The following is a 22,657-nucleotide window of genomic DNA, read 5'->3' as shown; positions in this document are numbered from 1 at the left end:
TCAAAACAAACACAAGTTGCGTCGAGCATGGTTGTTCCCATGACATCCAGGGATGGCGCGCACAGCGAACTTATTGTTACGCAGCCGCGCGAATACCCTCACGATGTCATTTACTGGTTGCCCGCATTGGGTGTACCGGCCAAACACTACCTGCCTTTGGCCGAAGCGTTTGCTGCCAATGGAATTGCCATGGCGTTGCACGAATGGCGCGGGATTGGATCCAGCGATCGTCGCGCGGGAAGACACTGCGACTGGGCTTATCGCGAGTTGCTGGAAGCGGACATTCCGGTTGGTGTGACCGAGGTAAAAACGCGTTGGCCGAACGCAAAACTATGGATGGGTGGTCATAGCCTTGGCGGTCAGTTCGCCTGTCTCTACGCCAGCCTTCATCCGCGCGATGTGGCTGGCATCACCTTGATTGCCAGTGGCGCGCCGTATTGGCGTTGTTTCCCGCGACGCGCCATGATCCGCTGCGCCTATTCCCTCGCTTCGCCGTTAGCGCGTCTGGTCGGCCACTTGCCAGGGCGACGCATCGGTTTCGGCGGCAATGAGGCGCGTGGCCTGATCGCCGACTGGTCGCATAGCGGCCTTACCGGACGTTATCGCGCGAAGGGCATGGATGTGGATCTCGATCACCAGCTTGCCGAACTCGATGTGCCGCTGCTGGCACTACGCTTGCGTGACGACTGGCTGGTGCCGCAGGCGTCGCTCGACTGGTTGCTCGACAAGATGCCCAAGGCGCCGCGACGCGTGGATATCGTTTCTCCCGAACGTCTGGCGGGTCAGCGTGCCGATCACTTCGCCTGGATGAAAGGACCCAATCCGCTTGTTGCACAGCTGGCCGAATGGATCGGCGATGTAAGTGTTCGGCCTGTCGATGCCATCCAGCCTTGATCGTGCGCCGGTTCGGCGCCATGTGTGCGGTTTCGCCTCTCAAGTGGTGTTCTCATGAAGCTGTTTGAACCCTATATCCAACGCAGCGTGACGTTTCGCAATCGCATCGTCATCTCGCCCATGTGCCAGTACTCCGCGACGGACGGTGTGCCCGACCAGTGGCATTTTGTGCATCTGGGCAGCCGCGCGGTGGGTGGTGCGGGGGCAGTGATTACCGAAGCGACAGCGGTTTCGCCGGAAGGACGCATTTCAGCGCACGACACCGGCATCTGGAACGATGCGCAACGCGAAGCATGGCGTCCCATCGCTGCCTTCATCGAAGCGCACGGCGCTGTACCAGGCATGCAGCTAGCCCATGCAGGCCGCAAGGCGAGTGTGTTTCGCCCGTGGGAAGGCGGCGGTTCCTTGCCGGCTGACAAGGGCGCGTGGCAAACCGTTGCGCCGTCGGCCATTGCTTTCGACAGGGATTGGCACACGCCACAGGCACTGGATGCCGCAGGCATTCGCAAAGTGATCGCGGATTTTCGCGCGGCCGCCGTGCGTGCGAAGGAGGCGGGTTTCAAGCTGATCGAGCTACATGGCGCGCATGGCTATCTCATGCATCAGTTCATGTCGCCGCTTAGCAATCATCGAACGGACGAATACGGTGGCAGCTTTGAAAACCGCACGCGTATCGTGCGCGAAGTCATTGCTGCAGTTCGCGAGGTCTGGCCTGCGGATTTACTGCTGTGGCTGCGCGTATCGTCAACCGATTGGGCCGAAGGCGGTTGGACGATCGACGATAGTGTGCGGCTCGCGGGTGACGTCAAGGCGCTGGGTGTGGATCTCATCGATGCTTCCAGCGGCGGTCTTGTGCCTCACGTAAAGATTCCGGTGGGGCCGGGTTATCAGGTGCCTTTTGCGGCGCGTATTCGTCAGGAAACGGGAATGCCAACTGGCGCTGTCGGCCTGATTACCGAGCCTGCGCAAGCAGACGGCATCATTGCCGGCGGTGCGGCCGATGTGGTGTTGATTGCCCGCGCCAGCCTGCGCGACTCCTATTTTCCGCGTCGTGCTGCGCAGGAATTGGGTGCAAGCCTCACGCCGCCGGAGCAATATCAGCGAGCCTGGTAAGGAGCATTGGACATGCAGTCGTATCCGACCTTGATCGACAATACACGCCTGCACGATCTTGGCGATGGATTTGTGGTGCGGCGCATGTTGCCTGTTTTGCAGGTACGCCACGTCGGGCCTTTCGTCTTCTACGACCACATGGGTCCTGCGGAATTGCCCGCAGGTAAAGGCATGGATGTCAGGCCGCATCCGCATATCGGCCTTGCGACGGTGACGTGGTTGTTCGAAGGCACGATTCGTCACCGCGATACCTTGGGCAGTCTCGCCGACATCACGCCAGGTGCCGTGAACTGGATGACCGCAGGACGCGGCATTGCCCATTCCGAACGCACTCCGCCGGATGTGCGTCGCAGCGGGCAGCGCATGCATGGCATCCAGGTGTGGGTGGCCTTGCCGCGTGCCGATGAAGAAGTCGCACCGGAATTTCACCATCACGATGCGGAAAGTTTGCCCCGCCTCGTTCAGAACGACGCGCAACTTGTGCTGATTGCGGGCACCGCTTACGGCAAAGCATCGCCGGTGAAAGTATTCGCGCCGATGTTCTTCATTGAAGCGCAACTGGAAACTGGCGCATCGTTAACATTGCCCGAAGAACATGCCGAGCGTGGTGTTCACGTTATCGAGGGTGAAGTCACATGGGGCGATCTCACGATAGGCGCTGCGCAGATGGCGACGCAGGCAGGTGAATCGGCACCGGCGGTTCATGCGAACAAAGCGACGCGCCTGATGCTGTTTGGTGGTGCGCCGCTGGATGGCGAGCGTCACCTGTGGTGGAACTTCGTCTCAAGCTCGCGAGAGCGTATCGAACAGGCAAAGGCCGATTGGGCCGCCCAGCGGTTCGGCAAAATACCGGGCGATGAGCACGAGTTCATCCCGTTACCAGGCTGAACAATGGTGCAGGACAGGCGGGTTGGCGTTAGGCTGAACGAACTGGAGTCCACCCGGTAAGGTGCCATGTCAGCTTTTCCCAGCTTTCGCGACTTCTATCCTTTTTACCTCAACGAGCATCGCGATCGCCGTTGCCGCCTGATGCACTTCATTGGCAGCTCGCTGGTGCTGCTGATTGTGGTGTATGCACTGGTATCTGGAAAACTGGTCTGGTTGTGGCTCGCGCCGGTTGCCGGTTACGGGTTTGCGTGGATCGGTCACTTTGTATTTGAGAAGAATCGCCCCGCCACCTTCAGTCACCCTCTTTACAGCCTGATGGGCGATTGGGTGATGTACTGGCACGTGCTGCGCGGCAAGGTAAAGATTTGAAAAGCGCCTTTACGTAGGTTTGGAGCAAGTTATCGCTCAGCTGCCGTGTGTCGCTTTGATGACATGCGTCCAACGCCCCAAAAATGGCGCAAAATAGCCGTTCCCCACGCACCGCTTCCGTCGGTCGTATCGATTTTTCATACGTAGGTCGCCAGTCATGGGAACGATGGCGACTGAACGCGCACCAACCTGTCACATGGACCTGACAACCGATCCATGTCGCTCGCGTTAGATTCCCGTCCGTCATGGAGCGCGGCGTTGGTATCCAAGGATGAACCCATGCGAACGACACGCGGTATCGAAACAATTTGTTCGGCTGTGAATGTTTATGGCGATCGATAACAAACTGAAGTTCGTATCCGCCGAAAAGTGGCCACGGGCGGATATCGCCTGGATGTTGTTCGTGCTGGTTATCGGTCTGGCGGTTCGGCTGTTCCGTATCGATCACCAGCCGCTCTGGCTAGATGAGGCGCTGACCTCGCAACGCGTGCATCTGGGATTGGGCGATCTGGTTGTCGACAGCTTCAGCAATCGGCACATGCCCACGTACTTCATGCTGCTGCAGTTGCTGACACCGTTTACCTCCACGGACGCATGGTTGCGTATTCCTTCGGCGTTGTTCGGTGCCTTGTCGGCCATCATGGTGTTTGTGATTGCGCGGCGCCTGGGGGGGCGCGGTGCTGCATTGTTCGCTGGTTTGCTGATGGCGTTGTCGCCGCTGCAAGTGCAGTACGGTCAGGAAGCTCGCTCCTACACGCTTGTTACGTTGCTCATCACAATTGCGCTGTGGGGCCTGGTGCGTCTTGCGCAGTATCCCTTGCGCGCTTCGCTCGACGTACGTCGGCATGAATCAGATCGTTTGGGTTGGGCTGCTTATGTGTTTGGTTCCATCGCCGCACTGGATGTACTCGGCGATGCGGCCCCTTGGTTGATTGCCTCGAATCTGTCGCTGTTCTTGATCTGGCGTGGGCTTCGCCGTGAACCCTCGCCGGTGTGGCGTATCGGCTTCCAGCGCAATTGGATACACAGCGTAATTGCGATTATCGCCTGCACGTTGCCTTTCTACGGCGCCATCATGGCTGCGGGCGATCACCACATCATCGACAAGTTCAACTGGATTCCCGAGCTCAGCCTGAAGCATTTATGGGTGACGGCCAGCAGCGTATACCTGATGCGCATGTCTGCCGTTGTGCGATTTGCGCTGCTGCCTACCGCCGTTCCTGTGCTAGGCAGCTTCGTGGCGTTGCTTGGATGTATTGGCTTGTATCGCATGCGCAATCGCCAGGAAGGCCGCGTGATGATATTGGCGTTTCTGGTACTGCCGCTGTTGATCCTTGTCATATCGCTGTTCAAGTCTGTGTTGTTGCCGCGCTACATTCTGTGGAGCGCAGCGCCGTTCTTTGTGCTGGCGGGTTTGGGTGCCGCGGCAATTCCGCGTCGCGTCATGCCGGCGGCGATCACGCTGTTGTTCCTGCTGGGCGCAGTCAATCTTGGCCCTGTCTACCGCACGGAAACCAAACCGCGCTGGGATATGGCCGCGGCGACGCTGGCAGCGAATGTGCGTCCTGGCGATACGGTGTTTACGTCCGATCCGAACGCGCCAACGATGCTTTCGGTGCTCAATCCCAAGGGCACGTTGCCGATCGAATCCACGGCCGTGGTGACTTCGCAACTGGACGAGGCACTGGCGCGCTGGAAGCAGGGCAGTCGTGTGTGGGCCATAAATGGTCGTTCGGCACTGGGCAAGCGCGAGGAACTGGATGCGTTCAAGAACCGCATCGCGGCCCTTGGCACGCCGACCATGGAAATTCCTCAGGGCAAGGAAATCACGATCCTGATGTTCCCGGCGCCCCCGGCAGAAACCGTGGCGGTCCAGCCTGAACCCGGGTCCTGATCGCTCAGCGATACTGCTTGTGGCAGTCGCCGCAAACCTTGTCCACAGGCTTCAGCGCGGCAATAAGTGCCGGGCAGTCGGCCGGTGCCGATTGCGTGGCGGTCTGCACCGCCGAATGCAGCTGGTGGGCGAGGTCCAGGAAAGGTTGCGGCGCATCCGGGAAAGCGGCCGGAATATCCTTTGAAAGCATCTGCATGCTCTGCAACTGCTCGACGGTGGCCGATGCATCGCAGTGCTGTCCTCTAATCGCCTGCTGCAGCTGATGGCGGTGGAAGTTCATCGTCACCATCATCGCGTGCGGCAGCGGATTTCGATCCTCAAGTGCATTCATGGCGAATACTGTGCCGACAATGCCAATGGCCAGTCCGAGCACTATCAAAAGGGCTGCACGCATGGTCTATTCATACCAGGGACGATGGGCGCCGAGGATACCGCAGTGATATGTCCCCATGTCCAGCGTACGGGCCGGTTAAAATGGGGTATCAACGTCTTGAAGGTCCTTGCGTGAATCCTTGCGTTTCTGACGCTGCGATCGGTGGCTATCCATGACCGGCGCGGCTTTCCCCACCGAACGTTTCGACGGCGTCGAACGACTTTACGGCGCAGGCAGCGTTGCGCGTTTCGCCAAGGCGCACGTGTGCGTGATCGGTATTGGCGGTGTCGGTTCGTGGGCAGCGGAAGCGCTGGCACGCACGGGCGTCGGCCGGCTCACGTTGATCGACGCCGATGAAGTCTGCGTCTCCAACACCAACCGCCAGCTGCACGCGCTGGATGGCGAGTATGGCAAGCCGAAAGTGGGCGTCATCGCCGCGCGTGCGCATGCGATCAATCCGGCGATACGTCTGGAAGCCATCGAGCGATTTCTCACGCCCACCACGCTCGATGAGCTGCTGGATCGTGGCTATGACGTTGTGCTGGACGCGTGCGACGCGTTCCGCGTGAAGCTCGAAGCGATTGCCTGGTGTCGACGCCGCAAGTTGCCGATGGTGACGGTGGGATCAGCTGGCGGCCGCACCGATCCGACACAGGTTCGCGTACGCGATCTTTCGCGCACCGAGCACGACGCAATGTTCAGTCTGATCCGCAAGAAGCTCCGGCAGGACTTCGGGTTTCCCCGCAATCCGGATCGCTACTTCGGCGTGTCTGCCGTGTATTCGCTGCAGAACGTGCAATACCCGCAGCCGGATGGAACGGTGTGCGGCACGCGTCCGCCCGGCGGCGATGCGTTGAATCTGGCATGCGGTGGCGGCTTGGGTGCCGCCACGCATGTGACCGGTGCGTTTGCGTTTGCTGCGGTCGGCAAGGTGATCGAGAAGCTGCTGGAACGCTGACGCCTGCTTCACCAACCCCCGCCTTTACCAACCCCAGCCTTTACCAACCCATGTAATGGCCACCGTTGATGGCCAGATTGGCGCCGGTAATCCAGCTGGCTTCTTCGGTGGTAAAGAACGCCACGGCATGCGCGATTTCTTCGGGTTTACCCAGGCGCCCCACCGGAATCTGCGCCACGATCTTTTCGCGCACTTCTTCGGGCACGGCCATCACCATGTCGGTGCCCACGTAACCGGGCGACACGGTGTTCACCGTGATGCCGAAGCGTGCATTTTCCTGCGCCAGCGAAATGGTGAAGCCATGCATGCCGGCTTTCGCCGCCGCGTAGTTTGCTTGACCGTACTGACCCTTCTGGCCGTTGATCGAGCTGATCTGCACGATGCGACCCCATTTACGCGTGCGCATGTCTTCAATCAACGGGCGCGTGACGTTGAAGCAGGCGTTGAGGTTGGTGTTCACCACGTCCATCCACTGCTGATATGTCATCTTGTGGAAGGTCGTATCACGTGTAATGCCCGCGTTGTTGACGAGAATATCGACCGGGCCGCACTTGTGATGCACCGCGCTGACCATCGCTTCGCACGAAGCCGGATCGGCGACATCGCCATGTACCATGCATATCTGGATGCCTTCGTCCGTCATGGCCTTGTGCCAGGCGTTGGCTTTTGCTTCGTCGCGGTAATTGGTGGCGACGCGATGTCCCTGTTTGGCCAGGTAGCGCACGATGGCAGTACCAATACCGCCGGTTCCGCCTGTAACGAGTGCCGTACGCTGTGTCATGACCTGATCTCCTTGAATGTCTACGTGGGAAGTCTTCGTGCCATATGGCGCGAAAAAATGGGGTTATACGCAGACAGCATGAAAGAATATCGGTTCCGGTATCGCAAACATGTTACGGCTGCGTACCGTTCTTTATACCGGGTTATGCCAGGCGATGACCGCTGCAATGCGGCAAATTTTTCGGGTCGAAATGCGCCAGTGCCGAATCGAGCAATTCCCCTGCATTCACGGCGTTTTGATCTGACTGGATGGCGAGGAAGGCGAGCGCCCGGCGCAGCGCTGGCAACGGGTCCGATGCGTCGATCTCCAGCGAGCGTTCCGACTTCGACAGCTTTCGCCCTTCGGCATCCAGCACCAACGGCAAGTGCAGATAACGCGGTGTGGGCAAACCAAGGCATCGCTGCAACCAGATCTGCCGTGGCGTGGAATCGAGTAGGTCGCTGCCGCGTGCCACGTCGGTGATCCCTTGCGAGGCATCATCCACGACACAGGCCAGCTGGTAGGAATAGAACCCTTCGACCCGTCGAATGACAAAGTCACCGACGGCATCGCGTAGGTTTTGCCGCTGTTCGCCCTGCAGTGCATCGATAAAGGTGATTTCTTCGTCAGGCACCCGCATGCGCCATGCGGGTGCGCGATGCGGATCGGGAGCGGCGATGCAGCGGCCATCGCGATGAATGCCATTGGCCGCGGCCAGGTCGCTGCGGCTGCACCAGCACGGGAAAACCAGCTGCGCCTGCTTCAATTGCTTAAATGCCACGTCATAGGCGGCCTCGCGCGATGACTGATAGATGACGGGGGCGTCGGCCACCAAACCGAAAGCGGGTAGCGCTGCGAGGATGGCCGCGGCAGAACCGGCCACTTCGCGCGGTGGGTCGATATCCTCCATGCGTATCAGCCATTGACCATGCGCATGCTTCGCGCACAGCCAGCTACCCACGGCAGCGGCCAGGGAGCCTGCGTGCAAAAGGCCAGTCGGGGAGGGGGCAAAGCGTCCGCGATACGTCATCGGCTTATTTTACGGAAGCTGACTCGGATTCTGGCATCGACGCGATAACACACTCTTAAGGCTTGAAAGAAACGACTTTTGCCCGAATCTCTGACAGCTGGATTACCATATCCAGCCGTGTGACCGACCAGAGAAACCTATGCGCCGCATCGCACTCTTCCTGCTTACCAATATCGCCGTCCTGTTCCTGCTGAGCATCGTCTGCCACCTTTTCGGCGTCGATCAGTGGGCGGCCATGCACGGCCGTAACATCAACACGACGGGATTGCTCATCTTCGCGGCCATCTTCGGCATGGGCGGCTCGTTCATTTCGCTGGCTATGTCCAAGATGATGGCCAAGATGTCCACTGGCGCGCGGGTGATCGATCAGCCGCAGAACGAAGCCGAGCGCTGGCTGGTGGAAACCGTTCGCCAGCACGCGCAGAACGCCGGCATCGGCATGCCCGAAGTGGCCATCTATGACGCACCGGAAATGAATGCGTTCGCCACCGGCATGACCAAGAACAGCGCGCTCGTTGCAGTCAGCACGGGTTTGCTGCAGCAGATGGATCGCGAACAGATCAAGGCCGTGCTCGGTCATGAAATCGGGCACGTTGCCAATGGCGATATGGTGACCCTGGCGCTGATTCAGGGCGTTTTGAATACCCTGGTGATTCTTGCCGCGCGTATCGTTGGCAGCCTGGTCGACAGCTGGTTGTCCGGTGGCCGCGGCAACCGCGGTGGCGGTGGCATTGGTTATTTCTTCACGGTGATCGCGTTGCAGATCGTCTTCGGCCTGTTCGCCTCGATGATCGTGATGGCTTTCTCGCGCTGGCGCGAATTCCGCGCGGATGCTGCTGGTGCGCATCTGGCCGGTCGCGGCGCGATGATTTCCGCACTTCAGCGGTTACAGCTCAATCATGGCGAAAGCACCTTGCCCAAGACGATGGCCGCCTTCGGTATCTCCGGTCCGTTGGCGAGTGGTCTGCGACGCCTGTTCATGAGCCATCCGCCGCTGGACGAACGTATCGCTGCGTTGCAGAGCGCTGCACAGTAAAGACAAACGAATTTGCCAGGTTGCTTCCGTCGTGTTCGCGTGAGCGAGTGACGGAAGCGCGTTATTCCTTTCGCTCTCACATCCAGACATCCCGATATGACCGCACCCGTTGAAACCCGCAAATTCGAAGCCGAAGTCGCACAGGTTTTGCACCTGGTCACGCACTCCTTGTATTCGCACAAGGAAATTTTCCTGCGTGAGCTGATCTCCAATGCTTCAGATGCCTGCGACAAGCTTCGTTTTGAATCCATCGCCAAACCCGAGCTGCTATCGGGCGATGCCGAGCTGCATATCGATGTGAGCTGGGACCCGCAGGCTCGCACCATTACCGTGCGCGACAACGGCATCGGCATGACGCGCGATGAAGTCGTCGCCAACATCGGCACCATCGCCAGCTCCGGCACGCGCCGCTTTCTGGAAGCGATGAGCCATGAGCAAAAGAGCGACGCCCGCCTGATCGGCCAGTTCGGCGTAGGTTTCTATTCGGCCTTCGTAGTTGCCGACAAGGTGACGGTGCTGAGCCGTCGTGCCGGTGCGCCTGCTGGCGATGGTGTGAAATGGGAGAGCGATGGCAAAGGCGAATATTCGCTGGAACAGATCGATCTGCCGGAACGCGGCACCGCCGTGGTGCTCCACCTGAAACCCGAGGAAGACGAATTCCTCAAACGCTGGCAATTGCGTTCGCTCATCACACGCTATTCCGATCACGTCGCCTTCCCGATTCGCATGCCGATCGAGCAAGACGACAAGCCGACGGACGAGTGGGAAACCGTCAACGACGCCTCGGCGCTGTGGACCAAACCCAAGAGCGAGATCAGCGACGAGGACTATCAGAGCTTCTATAAAACGCTCGGCCACGATTTCAACGACGCGCTGGCCTGGACGCATAACCGCGTCGAAGGTAGCCAGAGCTTCACTACGTTGCTCTACATTCCTTCGCAGCCGCCGTTTGAGTTGATGATGGGTGGTCGCGACGAGCGTAAGGGACTGAAGCTCTACATCAAGCGCGTTTTCATCATGGATGCGGCAGAAGAATTGCTGCCCAACTACCTACGCTTCGTTCGCGGTGTGGTGGATGCGGACGATCTTCCGCTCAACGTCAGCCGCGAGATCCTTCAGCACAATCGTCAGTTGGAGCGCATCAAGTCGGCATGCGTCAAGCGCGTGCTGGATCTGATCGAGAAACTGGCCAAAGACGAACCTGAGAAATTCGAGACGTTCTACAAGGCGTTCGGCAATACACTCAAGGAAGGCATTGGTGAGGATCAGGCCAATCGCGAACGTATCGCGAAGCTGCTTCGTTTTGCCTCCACCAAGGGCGACGGCAGCGCGCAAAAAGTGTCGCTGGACGATTACATCAGCCGCATGCCTGTGGATCAGGACACCATCTGGTACATCACTGCCGATAGCTACGCTGCGGCATTGGGCAGCCCGCAGTTGGAAGCATTCAAGGCCAAAGGCGTTGAAGTGCTGTTGATGTCCGATCGCATCGACGAATGGATGCTGGGCAGCCTGCACGAGTACGCAGGCAAGAAGCTGCGCAACGTCGCGAAGGGCGACTTGCCGCTGGATGACGAAGGCAAGAAACAGCAGGAAGAGGCAAGCAAAGCCGCCGAACCACTGTTGAGGAAACTCAAGGAACTGCTCGGTGATCGCGTTGCGGACGTGAAGGTGTCTGCACGTCTTACCGATTCACCGTCCTGCCTGGCGTTGTCCGATTATGAAATGGCACCGCATCTGGCCCGCTTGCTGCGCGAAGCTGGACACGATATGCCCGACAGCAAGCCGACGCTGGAGATCAATCCGCAGCATCCCTTGTTGAAGCGCGTGGAAGCGGAAGGTGATCAGGCTAAGGCGAAGGATTTGGCCAGTCTTCTGTTGGAGCAGGCCGAGATTGCCGCCGGTGCGCAGCTTCCCGATCCGGCTGCCTTCGTACAGCGCATGAATCGCGTGTTGCTGGGTTAAGGCGGCTGGCAAAAGCATCGCGCGATGCGTAGTCCCTTGCTCGTCATTCCGGCCTTCGCCGGAATGACGAGCAAAAACAAGGGCTGGTTGGCTTTAGCTAGCGATTGTCAAGCCAACTCACTGAGATACTCGATCAAGGCGGCCGCTATACTGCGGCCGCCTTTTTGTTGAAGGGTATCCATGAGCGCGCTGATTCTCCTGTTCGCCTGCCTGGTGTTGGGCATCGCGGTGAAGCGGTGGGCGAACCCACCCGCGGGCATCGTGCCTGGCATCAACTGGTGGGTGATCAACGTCGCGCTGCCCGCGCTCGTGCTCGATCTGATTCCGCAGGTCAAATTCAATACGCAGCTGTGGTTTCCCGTGGCATCCATGGTTGTCACGTTCTTCGGTGCATGGCTGTTATTTGCCTTAATCGGCCCACGTCTAGGCTGGTCACGCCAACGCATTGGTGCGATGACGCTCGTTTGCGGACTGGGCAACACGTCATTCATGGGTTATCCGATGTTGATGGCCTTGCACGGACAAGCGGGACTTTCACTCGCCGTTGTCGCCGATCAACTCGGAACTTTTCCGTTGCTTGCCTCTGCTGGCGTGATGGTTGCTTCGATTTACGCCGGTCGCAGCGCGAGTGCCGGGATGATTGTGCAACGTATCCTCACCTTTCCCGCCTTTGTCGCGCTGATCGTTGGCATCTTTGTCGGCATGATGGGCGGTTGGCCCAGCGCCGTGCATGGCGTGCTCGCGCCGCTGGGTGCAACGCTTACGCCGTTAGCCCTGTTCTCTGTGGGTATGCAATTTCGCTTTGGTTTGGAGCAAGGGCAGGCGGGTGCGCTTGGCGTAGGGCTTGGCTGGAAGCTTTTTATTGCGCCGTGCCTTTGCTTGCTGATGGGGCGCTCACTCGGTGTGGGCGGTTTGGTGCTGACTGTGGGTGTGTTGCAAGCGGCGATGGCACCGATGATTTCTGCCGCCATTCTCGCCGATGAATATGACCTCGATCCTCAACTTGCTAACGCCATACTTGGCGCCGGCATCGTGTTGTCGCTGATCATGATTCCGTTGGGAAATCAGTGGCTGCCTGCGAGTTAATGCATCGCATGCAACCGCGGCAGATGCCATCCAAACACGACGGCGGCAATACGCAACGCGAGAATCGCCAGCACACCTGCGCTGACCGCGACCGTGCGTGGCAAACCGAGCTTCTGCAGTATCAGATACACCGCGATGCCTGCGATGGCCGCCGTCGCGTATAAATCCTGCTCGAAGATCATCGGCACACGTACACTCATCACATCGCGCAACATGCCGCCGGCGGTGCCTGTCATCGCACCCATCAAGATGACGATCAACGGTGAATGTTTGTCGGCCTCGGCAATTTGCGCGCCGCTGATGGCGAACAGCGCAAGCCCCAAGCCGTCAGCGATCAGCAAGCTATAAACGGGGGGCGGAAAGAAGCTGATGTAAGCCATCGTGAGCAATGCGGCGACAAGAATCACCCAGAGATATCGCGCATCGCGAATCCAGAAAATCGGATGGCGATTGAGCAGCACATCGCGCAACGTACCGCCGCCGATGGCCGTGAGTGCGGCCAGCGCCAGGCCGCCCAGCAGGTCCATGCCCGAACGCGACGCGGCGAGTACGCCGCTCACCGCAAACACCGCTACGCCAATCAGATCGAGCAGATACAGAAGCATGCTGTTCCCCTGTGCACTGGATTCCGTCAGGCCTGCGCAAGCATAGTGGGGCTTGAAGTCGCCATGCACCCGATCGCCTCTGATTCGATAATGCCACCGATGAAACACACAACGAACGAAGAACAGAAGGACGTCCGGGCCGATGTGTGGCTTTGGGCTGCCCGCATGTATAAGACCCGCAGCATGGCCAAGCAGGCGATCGAAGGCGGCAAGGTCGATGTGAACGATGCCGGCTGCAAGCCTTCCAAGGCGGTGCATATGGGCGATCGTATCCGTTTGACCCGTGGTGAAGAGCGTTTGGAGCTGGAAATCCTGGCACTTTCGGAAGTTCGCGGACCGGCTGCTGTCGCTCAGACGCTGTACCGTGAAACCGATGAAAGCAAGGTTTCGCGCGAGCAAATAAGAGAGCAGCGACGCTTGAGTGGAGCGGGGTTGAATCGTCCCCCCAAACGTCCAAACAAGCAGCAACGTCGAGAATTGCGACGGCTTAAGGATTCCTCATGAGCAGCACATCTCAGAAATTCGCATGAAACTGCGTGAATATGCTTCCAAAAGAGGGCTCTCAAAAATCATGAGAGCCGCGGAAGTCGCAGTGGATTTAGGGGTACATCATGACCGGAATGAATTTCTTCAAGCGTCTGCTTGGCAACCATGCCGCCGAGGCTGCCCCGAACGGGCGACAACTTCAGGCTGCATTGGGGACACGGATGCTGGTCGTGGACGACTCGCCAACCATCCGGGCCGTACTGGGGAAAATGCTCGGACAGGACGGTTACATGGTACAGAAAGCGGTAGATGGCGAGAGCGCCATCGACATCGCCAAAGCCGAGCAGCCGGAGCTGATCTTTCTCGACATCGTGCTGCCGGGCATCAACGGTTTCGCTGTGTTGCGCGCGCTGAAGCACGATCCGCTCACGCGTCATATTCCGATCGTGATGATCAGCGGCAATCAGCAGGCGACTGAACAGTTCTATGTGCAACGCTTCGGGGCCGACGACTTCATCAAGAAGCCATTCGGTTTGAAAGAAGTGCAGCAAAGCATTCATGCGCTGGTTCGCGCCGGTCGCCTTGTTGCGCGCGCACCCATGCCGCTACCGACGCCTGTGCCAGCCACATCCGTCACGCCTTACGAAGAAATCCGTAGCACCGTCTCCGGTATGGCCGCCTAGGGCTGTGCTGCAGATAGCGTTCAAGTAAAGCCCAAGGTACCGCCTGACTTCAGACGGAAACGCCGCAGTGAGGGGACGCTGCGGCGATTTTTTGCCTGTCGCTTTTTCAATGTCGATGTGACGTATTTCGACAATGTGTTTTGATTGAGAAAGATTTGGTTTGTATGCAGGGAAAGAAGTTGGCTGGCGGCGGCTGGCTTTTAAAGCAATGTAAGCAATGAAGCACGCCAACAGAATTTGAATCTCCCAATCCCTTTCATAGTCCTTGGCTATCTCTCTTACGAAAGCGATTTGAGGCGATACAGCGCCTCAAGTGCTTCGCGCGGCGACATTGCATCGAGGTCCATGCCTTCAAGTTCGCGTTCGACAACGGAAGGCGCCGCAGCGAACAGCCCGAGTTGCGGAGAAGAAGGCGCTGCGGCGGGCGCAGCAACATGGGCGTGCATGCCTCGTTCGAGTTCCGCCAGCGTGCGTCGCGCATCTGCAATCACCGATTTGGGCAAGCCTGCCAGCGCAGCTACTTGCAAGCCAAAGCTGCGATTTGCGGGACCTTCCTTTACGGCATGCATGAAGACCAGTTGATCGCCATACTCGACGGCATCCAGATGTACGTTGGCAATGGTGGAGTATTCGGAAGCAAGTTCCGTCAATTCGAAATAGTGCGTTGCGAATAGCGTGTAAGCGCGACTCGTTGCTGCAAGGTGCACCGCGGCGGCGCGAGCGAGGGCGAGACCATCGTAAGTGCTGGTACCACGGCCGACTTCGTCCATCAACACCAGACTCTGCGGACTGGCGTTGTGAAGGATGTTTGCCGTCTCGCTCATCTCTACCATGAAGGTGGATTGGCCGCGTGACAAATCATCGCCCGCGCCAATGCGCGTAAAGATGCGATCGATCGGGCCGATCACTGCGCTCGCGGCCGGCACGTAACTGCCAATGTGCGCGAGCAGGACGATCAAAGCATTCTGTCGCATGTAGGTGGATTTGCCGCCCATGTTCGGGCCGGTAATCACCAACATGCGTCGATCTTCGCCCAGTGCGATATCGTTTGGTTCGAACGGCTCCTCGCGAACCTTCTCCACCACAGGATGGCGACCACGCTCGATCGCGATGCCCGCGACGTCGGCCAGCTCTGGTGCATTCCAGTCCAACGCTTCGGCACGTTCGGCGAGTGTGCACAGCACGTCGAGTTCGGCGATGGCGTTGGCGGCATGCTTGAGTGGTTCAAGGTGCTCGGTCAACGTGTCGAGCAGTGCTTCGTACAAAGCACGTTCGCGCATCAGCGAACGTTCCTTGGCGGATAGCACTTTGTCTTCGAACGTTTTTAGTTCTTCCGTGATGTAGCGCTCGGCATTTTTCGTTGTCTGGCGACGCGTGTAATGCGTGGGCGCCTTTTCCGATTGCGCCTTGCTGATCTCGATGTAATAACCATGCACGCGGTTGTAGCCCACTTTGAGCGTAGGAATGCCGCTAGCGGCTTTTTCGCGTTCTTCGAGTTCGACGAGGTATTGATCGGCGTGCGTAGACAGACGACGGAGCTCGTCCAGCTCCGCGTCGTAGCTGTCAGCGACGATACCGCCATCACGCAGCAACACGGGTGGTTGCGCCACGATGGCCTTTGTTAACAGCTCCGCTGTCGCAGCGTGATCGCCGATCCCGTCGACCAGCGAATGCAACAGCGGGCTATCCACCGACGCAATGGATTCGCGCAGCGCCGGCGCAGCCGCAAGACCATCGCGCAAGGTGGAAAGATCGCGCGGACGTGCCGAACGCAGTGCAATGCGGGCGAGAATACGCTCCAGATCGCCAATGCCGCGTAGCTGATCGCGAAGATCCTCATAGCGACGCGTTTCAATCAATGCACCGATCGCCTGATGACGGCGGCGCAGTGTTTCGCGCGAGCGAAGCGGGCGATTCAGCCAACGCCGCATCAAGCGCGCGCCCATCGGCGTGACGGTTTCATCGAGCACGCCAAGCAGCGTGTGTTCGGTACGACCGCTCGGATGTGTGTCCAGTTCCAGATTGCGTCGCGTCGCCGCATCCAGCGCAATCGTCTCGCTTGCGCTTTCCACCGCCATACCGGAAAGATGCGGGAGCGCGCTCTTCTGCGTTTCTTCCACGTAGCCGAGCAGGCAGCCGGCGGCGGCAATCGCAAAGGGCATGTTGTCGACGCCGAAGCCGCCGAGATCGCGCGTGCGGAAGAAGCGATTCAATTCGCGCCGGGCAGCATCGCTGTCGAAGTGCCACGGCGGACGTTTGCGCAAACCGGGCAGGGAACTGACCAGCTTTGGCCAAATGACATCTTCGCCAACCAGCGTTTCGGCGGGCTGCAATCGTGCAAGCTCTGCGGCAAGTGCTTCAGCATTCGGTACTTCGCTCAGCAAAAAGCGGCCGCTGGACAAATCGACCCAGGCAAGGCCGTAGCTGCCATGCGATCCCGCCGCGATGGCGAGCAGAAGGTTGTCGCGACGCTCTTCCAGCAATGCCGCATCCGTCACCGTACCCGGCGTGACGATGCGCACCACCTTGCGTTCCACCGGCCCCTTCGCTAACGCCGGATCGCCGATCTGCTCGCAAATCGCCACCGACTCGCCCAGACGCACCAGCTTGGCCAGGTAGTTCTCCACAGCGTGATACGGCACACCTGCCATCGGGATGGGTTGACCTGCCGATTGACCGCGTTGCGTGAGCGTAATGTCTAGCAATCGCGCGGCCTTACGCGCGTCATCGTAGAAAAGCTCGTAGAAGTCGCCCATGCGGAAAAACAGCAGCACGTCCGGGTGTGCGGCTTTTGCCCCGAGGTACTGACGCATTAAAGGGGTGTGTAACGAAAGTTCGTCTTGGCTCATCTAGTCAAGTCTTGGCGTCGTGGCGCTGAAGGGGTACAACGGCCGCTTCACGCCGTGAATTAGGGCGTCGAGAAGACTGGAGTCTCGCATGGAGTTGTCATCTGTTCCTACTGACGCCGAATTGGCGGTGTGGGCGACGCAGATTGCTGCCGATATGCAGCACCACAGACTGATGCTCGTGACGGCCGAGTCGTGTACAGGTGGCTGGATCGCCAAGACGCTGACCGATCTTCCCGGCAGTTCCGCTTGGTTCGATGCAGGCGTGGTGACCTATAGCTACGACGCGAAGGCCTCGTTGCTGGGTGTGAGTCGAGCCACGCTGGAGCACAACGGCGCGGTAAGCGAAGAGACTGCGCTGGAAATGGTGTCGGGTGCGCTCGACCGTTTCGGCGCGGGTGTTGCCGTGGCGGTGACCGGCATCGCCGGGCCGACCGGCGGAACGCCCGACAAGCCGGTCGGCACCGTCTGGATCAGCTGGCAGCGACGTGGCGGCGCGCCTCGCGCAAAGCGCTTTCACTTCAGTGGCGATCGCGACGCGGTGCGCCGACAGACGGTCGCGGCTGCGCTGATCGGCCTCCGCGAAACGCTGGCGGATTGATCAAAAAATAGCCAGCAAGTGTGCTTGACCGATGTGGGATACTCGATCTGGCATCGATCCTAAGCCGTGAGACGGCGACGGATCATGATGCCTGCCATACCCACAACGACCGGAAAGAAGACGATGGATGACAACAAGCGCAAGGCGCTCGCTTCGGCCCTAGGCCAGATCGAGAAGCAGTTCGGCAAGGGCGCTGTGATGCGCCTGGGCGATCGCATCGACGACAACATCGAAACGGTATCGACCGGTTCGCTGGGCCTGGACATTGCGCTGGGTGTCGGCGGTTTGCCACGCGGTCGCGTCGTCGAAATCTACGGTCCGGAATCGTCGGGCAAGACCACGCTCACGTTGCAGGCCATCGCCAGCTGCCAGAAGAACGGCGGTACTGCGGCGTTCGTCGACGCTGAGCACGCGCTCGACCCCAGCTACGCGCAGAAGCTTGGCGTGAATGTCGACGATCTGCTCGTCTCGCAGCCCGACACCGGCGAACAGGCGCTGGAAATTGCCGACATGCTGGTGCGTTCAGGTGCTGTCGACATGGTTGTCGTCGACTCGGTTGCCGCGCTCACGCCGAAGGCCGAAATCGAGGGCGAAATGGGTGATTCCCACGTCGGCCTGCATGCGCGTCTGATGAGCCAGGCATTGCGCAAGCTCACCGCGAACATCAAGAAGTCGAACTGTCTGGTGATCTTCATCAACCAGATCCGTATGAAGATCGGCGTGATGTTCGGCAATCCCGAAACCACCACTGGCGGTAACGCGCTGAAGTTCTACGCCTCGGTTCGTCTGGACATCCGCCGCATCGGCGCGGTGAAGAAGGGCGAGGAAGTGATCGGTTCGGAAACGCGCGTCAAGGTCGTGAAAAACAAGGTGGCGCCGCCGTTCCGTCAAGCCGAGTTCGAAATCCTTTACGGTGAGGGTACGTCGCGCGAAGGCGAGATCATCGAGCTGGGCGTGGCACAGAACCTGATCGACAAATCCGGCGCCTGGTACAGCTACAAAGGTGAACGCATCGGTCAGGGCAAGGAGAACGTGCGTCAGTTCCTGAAGGACAATCCGAAGATCGCGGACGAGGTCGATCACGAATTGCGTTCACGCCTGCTGGTAAGCGGCGGCGGTGCGAAGGCGTCGTCCGAAGAAGCACTGGAAGAAGTCTGAGCATGAGTGAAAGGCGGTTACGCATTCTGCTTGTGGGCGCGTCGGGTACATTGGGACGCGCCGTAGCCGCCGAGCTTGGACAGCGTCATGAAGTCATTGCTGCCGGACGCAGTTCCGGCAGCATCACCATCGATCTCACCGATGTGGAAAGCATTCGTCGCGGATTGAACGAGGCGGGCGAGCTGGATGCGGTGATCAGCGCTGCAGGCAAGGTGACTTTCGCACCATTGGCCGATTTCACGGCGGCGGCGTTCGGTGAATCGCTGCATACGCTGGGCATCACCGACAAACTGCTTGGGCAGGTAAATCTTGCGCTTGCCGCGCGCAATTATCTGCGCGATGGAGGCTCGATTACGCTGACGACGGGCATTCTCTCCGAGCAACCTATCGTGGCAGGTAGCTCGGCCAGCATGGTCAACGGCGCGGTCGAAGCGTTTGTCCGCGCTGCCGCCATCGAGTTGCCGCGTGGTTTGCGTATCAATGTGGTGAGCCCGAATGTGCTGACCGAAGCGATGCCTTCGTATGGGCCGTTCTTCCGCGGATTTGAACCGGTGACCGCGGCGCGTGCTGCGCTGGCTTTCAGCCGCAGCGTGGAAGGCGCGCAGACGGGGCAGGTTTACAAGATCTTCTAGCTAGTCAATGACGAGCTGAAAGCTGGATGTCTTCGCACCTGGGTCATGAAACGCAAATCAGGCGACAAATCCTCCGAGAAACCCAAGGCCAGCGCGTATAGCAAGGCGCTGGGTCTGCTTGCGCGCCGGGAGCATTCCCGTCGCGAGCTGAAGCAGAAGCTCGACCGCGGAGGCTACGCGCGGGACGAAGCTGCCGATGCACTGGATCGTCTCGGCGAGCAGCAGTATCAAGATGACGACCGCTTCGCCGAGGTGCTGATCCGCACACGCTCCGCACAAGGTTACGGACCGATGCGCCTTCGCGTGGAGCTGAGAAGCCACGGTCTTTCGGATGCGCAGATTCGCCACCTGATCGACGCCGCCGGCATCGATTGGAAAGACTCTGCCGGTGCCCAACTTCGCCGCCGTTACGGCTCCAAAGGCACGGCGGACCCCGCGGAACGGGCCAAACGAGCGCAATTCCTCTTGCGTCGAGGCTTTCCCGCCGCCACAGTACGGGATGTCACCCACGCCGACGTGGACGACGCCACCGACGACAGCCCCTGAACCCCTGCTTTTTCGCGGGTTCGGGCGAACTGATCGCGGAGCGCCGCGATGACGCGTCCTCCCTGTTCTTTGCCCCCGACACGCATGAAAACTGCTGATATCCGCTCTGCTTTTCTCGATTACTTCCGCGCCAAGGATCACACCATCGTGCCGTCCAGCTCGTTGGTGCCGGCCAGCGATCCAACCCTGTTGTTTACCAATTCGGGCATGGTGCAGTTCAAGAACGTGTTCCTCGGCAGCGAAAAGCTGCCCTATGTACGCGCCGCCGATGTGCAGCGCTGCCTGCGTGCGGGTGGCAAGCACAATGACCTGGACTCGGTCGGTTACACCGCGCGTCACCACACGTTCTTCGAAATGCTCGGCAACTGGTCGTTCGGCGATTACTTCAAGCGCGATGCCATTCGCTACGCGTGGGAGCTGCTGACATCCGTCCTTAAGTTGCAGCCGGAAAAGCTGTGGGTCACCGTCTATCACACCGATGACGAGGCCTACGACATCTGGAACAAGGAAATGGGGGTGCCTGCCGAGCGCATTGTGCGCATCGGCGACAACAAGGGCGCACCGTTTGCATCGGATAACTTCTGGCAGATGGCCGATACCGGCCCCTGCGGTCCGTGCACGGAAATCTTCTATGACCACGGCCCGGAGATCGCCGGTGGTCCGCCCGGCTCGCCCGATGAAGATGGCGATCGCTACATCGAAATCTGGAACCTGGTGTTCATGCAGTTCGACCGTGCCCCGGATGGCACGCTGTCGCCACTGCCTGCGCCGTGCGTCGATACCGGCATGGGTCTGGAGCGCCTGGCCGCAGTGCTGCAACACGTGCATTCAAACTATGAAATCGACTTGTTCCAACACCTCATCGCGGTGGCGGCGCAGCTCACGAACACGAAAGATCTTGCCAATAAATCGCTGCGGGTCATCGCCGATCACATTCGTGCATGCTCGTTCCTGATTGTTGACGGCGTGCTTCCGTCGAACGAAGGCCGCGGTTATGTGCTGCGCCGAATCGTTCGCCGCGCGCTGCGTCACGGCTGGATGCTCGGCGTGCGCGGCGATTTCTTCTGGAAGATGGTCAAACCGCTCGTCGAAGAAATGGGCGCGGCGTATCCGGAGCTTGCTGCGAAGCAATCGTTCGTGGAAGAAGCATTGCGCACGGAAGAGCAGCGTTTTGGCGAAACGCTGGAGCACGGTATGCGCGTATTCGATGAGGTGGCGGCGAAGTCGGGCGAAACCATCCCGGGTGAAGATGCGTTCCGTCTTTACGACACCTACGGCTTCCCGGTGGACCTCACCGCCGACATCGCGCGCGAGCGTGGTCTAACCGTGGATATGGCGGGTTTTGAGCAATCTATGGCACAGCAGCGCGATCGCGCGCGTGCCGCGAGCCGTTTCGAAGCCAAGGGCCAGATGCCTGCCGAACTCGCGAGCCAGATCAAGCCGACGGAATTTCTCGGTTACGACACCCTATCTGCGCAAGGCAGCAAGGTCGTTGGTATCGTGCGAGCGGGCAAACAGCTCGATCAGCTTAGCGATGGCGAAGAAGGTTTCGTCATCATCGACCGCACGCCGTTCTACGCCGAATCCGGTGGCCAGGTCGGTGATACGGGTACGCTGTCGAACGGTTCTGGCCAATTCGATGTAGGCGATACGCTCAAGATGGGCGGTGTGTTCTTCGGACACGTCGGTCGCTGGCATGGCGCGCAGCCGCTGCGCACTGGCGATTTGATCGACGCGAACGTCGATGCCGTGCGTCGTCAGGCGACGATACTCAATCACTCCGCGACGCATTTGCTGCATGCCGCATTGCGCCAGGTGCTGGGTACGCACGTCACGCAGAAGGGTTCGCTCGTCGCTCCCGATCGCTTGCGTTTCGATTTTTCCCATTTCAAACCCGTCAGCCGCGAAGAGCTCGCGAAGATCGAAGCGTTGGTCAACAACGAAGTGCGTCGCAACGCCGAAGCGGAAGTGCGTCACATGGCGTACGACGACGCGATCGACTTCGGTGCGATGGCTTTGTTCGGCGAAAAGTACGGCGACGAAGTGCGCGTGCTGAAGATGGGAGATTTCTCCACCGAACTCTGCGGTGGCACGCACGTGAGTCGTACCGGTGACATCGGACTTTTCAAGATCGTCAGCGAGGCCGGCGTGGCGTCGGGTGTGCGCCGTATTGAAGCGGTGACGGGCGAGGGTGCGCTTGCCTATGTGGCGGATGAAGAGCGCCGCCTCGGCGAACTTTCTTCCATGCTTTCCAGCAGCGGCGAGGATGTCACTGAAAAGCTGCGTCAACTGCTCGATCGTCAGAAAAAACTCGAGCGTGAACTTGAATCGATGCGTGCGAAAGCGGCCGGATCGATGACGGGCGATCTCGCTAACGCCGCACGCGATGTGGGTGGTATCAAAGTGGTCGCCGCACGCGTGGAAGGACTGGATGCCAAGGCGTTGCGTGACGGCGTGGACCAACTCAAACAGCAACTTACGAACTGCGTCGTCTTGCTTGCGGGTGCTTCCGATGGACGTGTTTCGCTTGTGGCGGGTGTCAACGGTCATGCTGCCGGAAAAATCAAGGCAGGCGATGTTGTTGCGCATGTGGCAAATCAGATCGAGGGAAAAGGCGGTGGCCGTCCCGACATGGCGCAAGGCGGTGGTCTGGACAAACCACAATTGCCAGACATTTTGAACGGTACAGTGGAGTGGATTGGTAAGCAGCTAGCCGGATGACGCGCTGCATATG

21 protein-coding genes are annotated in these 22,657 nt (G+C 59.4%); 16 read left to right on the top strand and 5 right to left on the bottom strand.

Annotation, left to right across the window (positions count from 1 at the left end):
- Positions 1 to 39: 39 nt before the first annotated feature.
- The 5 genes from VK725_RS01535 to VK725_RS01515 all read left to right on the top strand — a co-directional run bounded on the left by VK725_RS01535 (position 40) and on the right by VK725_RS01515 (position 5,158).
- Positions 40 to 894, top strand: coding sequence for an alpha/beta fold hydrolase (locus tag VK725_RS01535; protein WP_325316301.1), 855 nt, complete (start codon positions 40 to 42; stop codon positions 892 to 894).
- A 54-nt stretch (positions 895 to 948) separates the two neighbouring features.
- Positions 949 to 2,007: an NADH:flavin oxidoreductase/NADH oxidase gene (locus VK725_RS01530; RefSeq protein ID WP_325316300.1), complete on the top strand. Its 1,059-nt coding sequence runs from the start codon at positions 949 to 951 to the stop codon at positions 2,005 to 2,007.
- Positions 2,008 to 2,019: 12 nt separating this feature from the next.
- Positions 2,020 to 2,895, top strand: coding sequence for a pirin family protein (locus VK725_RS01525; RefSeq protein WP_325316299.1), 876 nt, complete (start codon positions 2,020 to 2,022; stop codon positions 2,893 to 2,895).
- A gap of 66 nt (positions 2,896 to 2,961) precedes the next feature.
- Positions 2,962 to 3,264 (top strand): DUF962 domain-containing protein, encoded by a 303-nt coding sequence (locus VK725_RS01520; protein WP_325316298.1) that lies wholly within the window; start codon positions 2,962 to 2,964, stop codon positions 3,262 to 3,264.
- 328 nt (positions 3,265 to 3,592) lie between these two features.
- On the top strand, positions 3,593 to 5,158 hold the full coding sequence (locus VK725_RS01515; RefSeq protein ID WP_325316297.1) for a glycosyltransferase family 39 protein: 1,566 nt from the start codon (positions 3,593 to 3,595) through the stop codon (positions 5,156 to 5,158).
- A 4-nt stretch (positions 5,159 to 5,162) separates the two neighbouring features.
- On the opposite strand, the gene VK725_RS01510 is transcribed toward VK725_RS01515, so the two are convergent.
- The gene (locus tag VK725_RS01510) at positions 5,163 to 5,552 is read right to left on the bottom strand and encodes a cytochrome C (RefSeq protein ID WP_325316296.1); all 390 of its coding nucleotides are present in this window, start codon (positions 5,550 to 5,552) and stop codon (positions 5,163 to 5,165) included.
- A 151-nt stretch (positions 5,553 to 5,703) separates the two neighbouring features.
- On the opposite strand from VK725_RS01510, the gene VK725_RS01505 reads away from it, so the two are divergent.
- Positions 5,704 to 6,489 carry a tRNA threonylcarbamoyladenosine dehydratase gene (locus VK725_RS01505; protein ID WP_325316295.1) on the top strand — a complete coding sequence of 262 codons (786 nt, stop codon included), beginning with the start codon at positions 5,704 to 5,706 and terminating at the stop codon, positions 6,487 to 6,489.
- A 40-nt stretch (positions 6,490 to 6,529) separates the two neighbouring features.
- On the opposite strand, the gene phbB is transcribed toward VK725_RS01505, so the two are convergent.
- Both phbB and gluQRS read right to left on the bottom strand, forming a co-directional pair.
- On the bottom strand, positions 6,530 to 7,270 hold the full coding sequence (phbB, locus tag VK725_RS01500) for an acetoacetyl-CoA reductase (protein ID WP_325316294.1): 741 nt from the start codon (positions 7,268 to 7,270) through the stop codon (positions 6,530 to 6,532).
- A gap of 142 nt (positions 7,271 to 7,412) precedes the next feature.
- A complete protein-coding gene (gene gluQRS / locus VK725_RS01495) occupies positions 7,413 to 8,279 on the bottom strand; it encodes a tRNA glutamyl-Q(34) synthetase GluQRS (protein ID WP_325316293.1) in 867 nt (288 codons plus the stop codon).
- A gap of 139 nt (positions 8,280 to 8,418) precedes the next feature.
- On the opposite strand from gluQRS, the gene htpX reads away from it, so the two are divergent.
- The 3 genes from htpX to VK725_RS01480 all read left to right on the top strand — a co-directional run bounded on the left by htpX (position 8,419) and on the right by VK725_RS01480 (position 12,366).
- Positions 8,419 to 9,315, top strand: coding sequence for a protease HtpX (htpX, locus tag VK725_RS01490; RefSeq protein ID WP_325316292.1), 897 nt, complete (start codon positions 8,419 to 8,421; stop codon positions 9,313 to 9,315).
- A gap of 96 nt (positions 9,316 to 9,411) precedes the next feature.
- Positions 9,412 to 11,280, top strand: coding sequence for a molecular chaperone HtpG (gene htpG / locus VK725_RS01485; RefSeq protein ID WP_325316291.1), 1,869 nt, complete (start codon positions 9,412 to 9,414; stop codon positions 11,278 to 11,280).
- Positions 11,281 to 11,460: 180 nt separating this feature from the next.
- The gene (locus VK725_RS01480; protein WP_325316290.1) at positions 11,461 to 12,366 is read left to right on the top strand and encodes an AEC family transporter; all 906 of its coding nucleotides are present in this window, start codon (positions 11,461 to 11,463) and stop codon (positions 12,364 to 12,366) included.
- On the opposite strand, the gene VK725_RS01475 is transcribed toward VK725_RS01480, so the two are convergent.
- On the bottom strand, positions 12,363 to 12,971 hold the full coding sequence (locus VK725_RS01475; protein ID WP_325316289.1) for a trimeric intracellular cation channel family protein: 609 nt from the start codon (positions 12,969 to 12,971) through the stop codon (positions 12,363 to 12,365). The genes VK725_RS01480 and VK725_RS01475 overlap by 4 nt on opposite strands.
- Before the next feature lie 99 nt (positions 12,972 to 13,070).
- Here VK725_RS01475 and VK725_RS01470 point away from each other — a divergent pair, with 99 nt between their 5' ends.
- Both VK725_RS01470 and VK725_RS01465 read left to right on the top strand, forming a co-directional pair.
- Positions 13,071 to 13,475 (top strand): RNA-binding S4 domain-containing protein, encoded by a 405-nt coding sequence (locus tag VK725_RS01470; RefSeq protein ID WP_325316326.1) that lies wholly within the window; start codon positions 13,071 to 13,073, stop codon positions 13,473 to 13,475.
- Positions 13,476 to 13,582: 107 nt separating this feature from the next.
- Positions 13,583 to 14,140, top strand: coding sequence for a response regulator (locus VK725_RS01465; RefSeq protein ID WP_325316288.1), 558 nt, complete (start codon positions 13,583 to 13,585; stop codon positions 14,138 to 14,140).
- A 278-nt stretch (positions 14,141 to 14,418) separates the two neighbouring features.
- Here VK725_RS01465 and mutS read toward each other — a convergent pair whose 3' ends face one another.
- The gene (gene mutS / locus VK725_RS01460) at positions 14,419 to 16,989 is read right to left on the bottom strand and encodes a DNA mismatch repair protein MutS (protein ID WP_325316287.1); all 2,571 of its coding nucleotides are present in this window, start codon (positions 16,987 to 16,989) and stop codon (positions 14,419 to 14,421) included.
- 88 nt (positions 16,990 to 17,077) lie between these two features.
- On the opposite strand from mutS, the gene VK725_RS01455 reads away from it, so the two are divergent.
- The 5 genes from VK725_RS01455 (at position 17,078) to alaS (ending at position 22,644) form a co-directional block, all read left to right on the top strand.
- Positions 17,078 to 17,587, top strand: a complete 510-nt coding sequence (locus VK725_RS01455) for a CinA family protein (RefSeq protein ID WP_325316286.1) — start codon at positions 17,078 to 17,080, stop codon at positions 17,585 to 17,587.
- A 123-nt stretch (positions 17,588 to 17,710) separates the two neighbouring features.
- Positions 17,711 to 18,745, top strand: coding sequence for a recombinase RecA (gene recA / locus VK725_RS01450; protein ID WP_325316285.1), 1,035 nt, complete (start codon positions 17,711 to 17,713; stop codon positions 18,743 to 18,745).
- A 2-nt stretch (positions 18,746 to 18,747) separates the two neighbouring features.
- Complete coding sequence (locus VK725_RS01445) at positions 18,748 to 19,377, top strand: short chain dehydrogenase (protein ID WP_325316284.1); 630 nt, start codon at positions 18,748 to 18,750, stop codon at positions 19,375 to 19,377.
- Positions 19,378 to 19,422: 45 nt separating this feature from the next.
- The gene (locus VK725_RS01440; protein ID WP_325316283.1) at positions 19,423 to 19,923 is read left to right on the top strand and encodes a regulatory protein RecX; all 501 of its coding nucleotides are present in this window, start codon (positions 19,423 to 19,425) and stop codon (positions 19,921 to 19,923) included.
- 84 nt (positions 19,924 to 20,007) lie between these two features.
- Positions 20,008 to 22,644, top strand: a complete 2,637-nt coding sequence (alaS, locus tag VK725_RS01435; RefSeq protein ID WP_325316282.1) for an alanine--tRNA ligase — start codon at positions 20,008 to 20,010, stop codon at positions 22,642 to 22,644.
- Positions 22,645 to 22,657 lie beyond the last annotated feature (13 nt).

The organism is Dyella sp. (assembly GCF_035486915.1).
Taxonomy (GTDB): domain Bacteria; phylum Pseudomonadota; class Gammaproteobacteria; order Xanthomonadales; family Rhodanobacteraceae; genus Dyella_B.
This window is presented reverse-complemented; position numbering and strand designations above follow the sequence as displayed.

Excerpts from the sequence above, each read along its gene's own strand:
- VK725_RS01535 (WP_325316301.1), top strand. The coding sequence starts at position 40 with ATGACATCCAGGGATGGCGCGCACAGCGAACTTATTGTTACGCAGCCG.
- VK725_RS01530 (WP_325316300.1), top strand. The coding sequence starts at position 949 with ATGAAGCTGTTTGAACCCTATATCCAACGCAGCGTGACGTTTCGCAAT.
- VK725_RS01525 (WP_325316299.1), top strand. The coding sequence starts at position 2,020 with ATGCAGTCGTATCCGACCTTGATCGACAATACACGCCTGCACGATCTT.
- VK725_RS01520 (WP_325316298.1), top strand. The coding sequence starts at position 2,962 with ATGTCAGCTTTTCCCAGCTTTCGCGACTTCTATCCTTTTTACCTCAAC.
- VK725_RS01515 (WP_325316297.1), top strand. The coding sequence starts at position 3,593 with ATGGCGATCGATAACAAACTGAAGTTCGTATCCGCCGAAAAGTGGCCA.
- VK725_RS01510 (WP_325316296.1), bottom strand. The coding sequence starts at position 5,552 with ATGCGTGCAGCCCTTTTGATAGTGCTCGGACTGGCCATTGGCATTGTC.
- VK725_RS01505 (WP_325316295.1), top strand. The coding sequence starts at position 5,704 with ATGACCGGCGCGGCTTTCCCCACCGAACGTTTCGACGGCGTCGAACGA.
- phbB (WP_325316294.1), bottom strand. The coding sequence starts at position 7,270 with ATGACACAGCGTACGGCACTCGTTACAGGCGGAACCGGCGGTATTGGT.
- gluQRS (WP_325316293.1), bottom strand. The coding sequence starts at position 8,279 with ATGACGTATCGCGGACGCTTTGCCCCCTCCCCGACTGGCCTTTTGCAC.
- htpX (WP_325316292.1), top strand. The coding sequence starts at position 8,419 with ATGCGCCGCATCGCACTCTTCCTGCTTACCAATATCGCCGTCCTGTTC.
- htpG (WP_325316291.1), top strand. The coding sequence starts at position 9,412 with ATGACCGCACCCGTTGAAACCCGCAAATTCGAAGCCGAAGTCGCACAG.
- VK725_RS01480 (WP_325316290.1), top strand. The coding sequence starts at position 11,461 with ATGAGCGCGCTGATTCTCCTGTTCGCCTGCCTGGTGTTGGGCATCGCG.
- VK725_RS01475 (WP_325316289.1), bottom strand. The coding sequence starts at position 12,971 with ATGCTTCTGTATCTGCTCGATCTGATTGGCGTAGCGGTGTTTGCGGTG.
- VK725_RS01470 (WP_325316326.1), top strand. The coding sequence starts at position 13,071 with ATGAAACACACAACGAACGAAGAACAGAAGGACGTCCGGGCCGATGTG.
- VK725_RS01465 (WP_325316288.1), top strand. The coding sequence starts at position 13,583 with ATGACCGGAATGAATTTCTTCAAGCGTCTGCTTGGCAACCATGCCGCC.
- mutS (WP_325316287.1), bottom strand. The coding sequence starts at position 16,989 with ATGAGCCAAGACGAACTTTCGTTACACACCCCTTTAATGCGTCAGTAC.
- VK725_RS01455 (WP_325316286.1), top strand. The coding sequence starts at position 17,078 with ATGGAGTTGTCATCTGTTCCTACTGACGCCGAATTGGCGGTGTGGGCG.
- recA (WP_325316285.1), top strand. The coding sequence starts at position 17,711 with ATGGATGACAACAAGCGCAAGGCGCTCGCTTCGGCCCTAGGCCAGATC.
- VK725_RS01445 (WP_325316284.1), top strand. The coding sequence starts at position 18,748 with ATGAGTGAAAGGCGGTTACGCATTCTGCTTGTGGGCGCGTCGGGTACA.
- VK725_RS01440 (WP_325316283.1), top strand. The coding sequence starts at position 19,423 with ATGAAACGCAAATCAGGCGACAAATCCTCCGAGAAACCCAAGGCCAGC.
- alaS (WP_325316282.1), top strand. The coding sequence starts at position 20,008 with ATGAAAACTGCTGATATCCGCTCTGCTTTTCTCGATTACTTCCGCGCC.